4 protein-coding genes are annotated in these 3657 nt (G+C 68.8%); 1 reads left to right on the plus strand and 3 read right to left on the minus strand.

Annotated elements, in window-relative coordinates:
- From AC1D1S_RS20095 to hrcA, 3 genes are all read right to left on the minus strand, one after another.
- Positions 1-260 (minus strand): RNA methyltransferase PUA domain-containing protein (locus AC1D1S_RS20095; RefSeq protein ID WP_476995319.1); only part of this gene is annotated, 260 nt, incomplete at its 3' end.
- 2 nt (positions 261-262) lie between these two features.
- Positions 263-1393 carry a molecular chaperone DnaJ gene (dnaJ, locus tag AC1D1S_RS20100; RefSeq protein WP_476995320.1) on the minus strand — a complete coding sequence of 377 codons (1131 nt, stop codon included), beginning with the start codon at positions 1391-1393 and terminating at the stop codon, positions 263-265.
- 78 nt (positions 1394-1471) lie between these two features.
- Positions 1472-2485: a heat-inducible transcriptional repressor HrcA gene (gene hrcA / locus AC1D1S_RS20105; protein ID WP_476943603.1), complete on the minus strand. Its 1014-nt coding sequence runs from the start codon at positions 2483-2485 to the stop codon at positions 1472-1474.
- 318 nt (positions 2486-2803) lie between these two features.
- On the opposite strand from hrcA, the gene AC1D1S_RS20110 reads away from it, so the two are divergent.
- The coding region (locus AC1D1S_RS20110; RefSeq protein ID WP_476995321.1) for a DUF3097 domain-containing protein at positions 2804-3657 on the plus strand (854 nt) is incomplete at its 3' end.

Consider the following 3657-nt stretch of genomic DNA (forward strand, 5'->3'; position numbering starts at 1 on the left):
GAGACCAGGACCAGCCGTGTTCCGGGCCGTAGTTCCTCAGCCAGGCCCACGCATTCGACGGTCAGCTCCCCGGCAGCGACGGCTGTCACGGTGCCGGTCAGGCGCTTGCCGGCGCCGTCCGCGATGTCGACGGCTTCGCCGACGCCGATCCGTTTGACTGTGACGGCGTGGCGGGCCTCGGTGCCCCCGAGGACGAAGGCCGAGCCGGGGACCTGCTGGTCCAGGGTGCCTGGGGCGGTGAAGAAGACCGGGTTGCTCACCGCTACAGGTTACCGAGCCGGTCCCGCAGTTTGGCGAAGACGCCGCCGCTGGCCGCGAGCTTTCCTTCCGTGAGGTGCTCGCCGCGGTGCTTGGCCAGCTGACGGAGAAGTTCTTCCTGGACGTGATCGAGCTTGACCGGTGTTTCCACCTGCAGGTGCACCTTCAGATCACCGCGGCCGTGGCCGCGCAGGTGCGTGACGCCGAGACCGCGAAGGGTGATGATCTCGCCGGACTGGGTGCCGGCCTTGACATCGATCTCCTGCTGTCCGTCGAAGGTGTCGAGGGATATTTCGGTGCCGAGCGCGGCCGCCGTCATGGGAATGTTGAGGCTCGCGTGGAGGTCATCGCCCTCGCGCACGTAAGTGGCGTCGTTGTTGACCCGGATCTCCACGTACAGGTCCCCGGCGGGGCCGCCGGCGGGGCCTGCCTCGCCCTGGCCGGACAGCTGGATGCGGGTGCCGGTGGCCACGCCGGCCGGGACCTTGACGGTGAGGGAGCGGCGGCTGCGGATCCGGCCCTGGCCGCTGCATTCGTTGCACGGGTCCTTGATGACGGTGCCGAAGCCCTCGCAAGACCCGCAGGGGGCGGACGTCATGACCTGGCCCAGGATGGACCGCACGGCGCGCTGGACCTGACCGCTGCCGCCACAGATGTCGCAGCGGACCGGGTGGGTGCCTTCCCGGCAGCAGGACCCCTCGCAGGTGGGGCAGATGACGGCCGTGTCGACCTCGAGCTTTTTGTTCACGCCGAACACCGCATCGCGGAGGTCGATCCGGACGCTGATCAGCGCGTCCTGGCCGCGGCGGACCCGGGACGACGGGCCGCCCTGGCCGCCACCGGCGCCGAAGAAGGTCTCGAAGATGTCCTGGAAGGCGAAGCCCTGGCCCGAGTAGCTGCCGCCGCCGAACCCGTTGTCGGTACCGTTCTCGTTGCCCGTGGTGTCATAGACCCGGCGCTTCTGCGGATCGGAGAGGACCTCGTAGGCGTGCGTGACGGCCTTGAACCTGTCCGAGGCGTCCTCCCCGGGGTTCACGTCCGGGTGCAGGGTCCGGGCCAGTTTCCGGTAGGCCTTCTTGATCTCCTCCCCCSATGCGTCGCGGGAGACTCCAAGAACGTCGTAGTGGCTGCTCAAAGTGTGTATCTCTTCCTTGTTGTACTGCCTGTGGGGCACTGCCTGTGGGGCAAGAAGTCGTATTCGGTCCCGGGCCTGTCAGGGGCCCAGGATCCTCGAAAGGTAGCGGGCCACCGCTCGGACGGCGGCCATGGTGGTGGGATAGTCCATCCGGGTGGGCCCAAGCACGCCGACCTTGGCCGTGGCGTCCGGCCCGTAGGCGGTGGCCACGACCGAGGCCTCGGCGAGACCGTCGTAGGGGTTTTCCCGGCCGATGCTGACGGTCACACCGCGCGGGTCTTCGGCCATTTCGCTGAGCAGGCGGAGCATGACCACCTGTTCCTCGAGGGCCTCCAGCACGGGGCCGATGCTGAGCGGGAAGTCCACATTGGAGCGGGCCAGGTTGGCGGTGCCGGCCATGACCATGCGCTCTTCACGGCTGCTCGTGGCCAGGGCCTCAAGGCCGCGGGCCAGCGCCTGGGCTGCTCCGCGCCGCGCGGGCGGGCCGCCGGCAACGACGGCGGGCAGCAGCTGCGGCATCAGGCTCAGCGGTGTACCGGACAGGCTGGCCAGAAAGCTGGTCCGCAATTCCGCCAGCGCGTCGTCGGGAATGTCCTGCCCGACGTCGATCACGCGCTGCTCCACTTTGCCCGTGTCCGCGATCAGGACCGCCAGCACTTTCCGGGGCGCCAGCAGCACGAACTCGATGTGCCGCACCCGGGCGCGGCTGCGCAGCGGATACTGCACGACGGCGACCTGGTTGGTCAGGTGCGAGAGGAGCCTCACGGTCCGGTCAAGGATGTCGTCGAGGTCCTCGGATCCTTCCAGCAGCGCCTGGATGGCCCGGCGCTCGGCCGGCGACAACGGCTTCACCGCCGAGATCTGGTCGACGAACAGCCGGTAGCCCTTGTCAGTGGGGATCCGGCCGGCGCTCGTGTGCGGTGCCGTGATCAGACCCTCGTCTTCCAGCGCCGCCATGTCATTTCGGATCGTGGCGCTCGAGACGCCGAGATGGTGCCGTTCAACGAGCGCTTTGGAACCAACGGGCTCACGCGAATGGACGTAGTCCTCCACGATGGCGCGCAGCACTTCGAGTTTGCGCGGTTCGCTCACGCTCCACCTCCTGTCGACTGTCCCGCAGCCGGTGCCACTCCCCTCGCCCGTCCGGGTCCACAAATGGTGCACGGACGGCCCGCCACAGGACAAGGGTTAGCACTCGACATGCCTAAGTGCTAACCAGTCTAATATGAGTCGCCGCGTTGTTAGCATTGGATTCGCTCCAGGCGTGGCCCGCGGGAACGCGATTCCCGTCACGCCGGCGCCGAGACCGTGGCAGCCGCTGCCGTTGCCGCGTCGTCGCGGTCCGGTTCCGGCCCCCGGAGAGTTCCACCGACCGCCCGTAGATTCCGAGTGCAAAGTTAGCGTGTAGAGATGTCGTACCAGAACTGGGGACCCCAGGACCTGTCCGCCCCCGCCAAGACCCAGTTGCCGGAAGTCCCGGTGGAACGCGGGATGGTCCTCGAGGAGGTCCAGTCCGGTTGGGTGGGCGCCGTCACCCGGGTGGAGAAGTCCGGCGGCATGCACGTGGTGGCCCTGGAGGACCGGCGGGGCAAGTCGCGGTCCTTCCGCCTCGGCTTCGGCTTCCTCTTGGACGGCCAGCCCATCCGCCTGATGCCGCCGGCCCCGAAGAAGACGGCACCGGCCGCCGGGGCCGGCCGTACGGCGTCGGGCTCGGTGCGGGTGGCGGGGCAGCGCGCACAGGTGGCCAAGGCCAGCCGCATCTGGGTGGAAGGAAAGCACGACGCCGAGCTGGTGGAGAAAGTGTGGGGCGATGACCTCCGGGTGGAGGGCATCGTCGTCGAGCCCCTGCACGGCATTGACGACCTCGCGGCCGCCGTGGCGGACTTCGGCCCGGGCCCTGGCCGGCGCCTCGGCGTACTCGTAGACCACCTCGTGGCCGACTCCAAGGAGTCGCGGATCGCCGACGCCGTCATGGCCTCACCGGGCGCCGCCGGCAACGTCCTGATTGTGGGGCACCCCTACGTGGACGTGTGGCAGGCCATCCGGCCCGCGGTCCTGGGGATCGAGCAGTGGCCCGTGATCCCCCGCGGCACGGACTGGAAGACCGGGATCCTGATGGCTTTCGGCTGGCCCCACTCCACAAAGGAGGACATCGGCCTCGGCTGGCAGAAACTCCTGGGGGCTGTCCGCAGCTACGCTGATCTGGAGGCGTCGTTGCTTGGCCGCGTGGAAGAGGTCATTGACTTCCTCACCGTGCCCTCGTC

Source organism: Arthrobacter sp. P1_A5 (assembly GCF_056406825.1).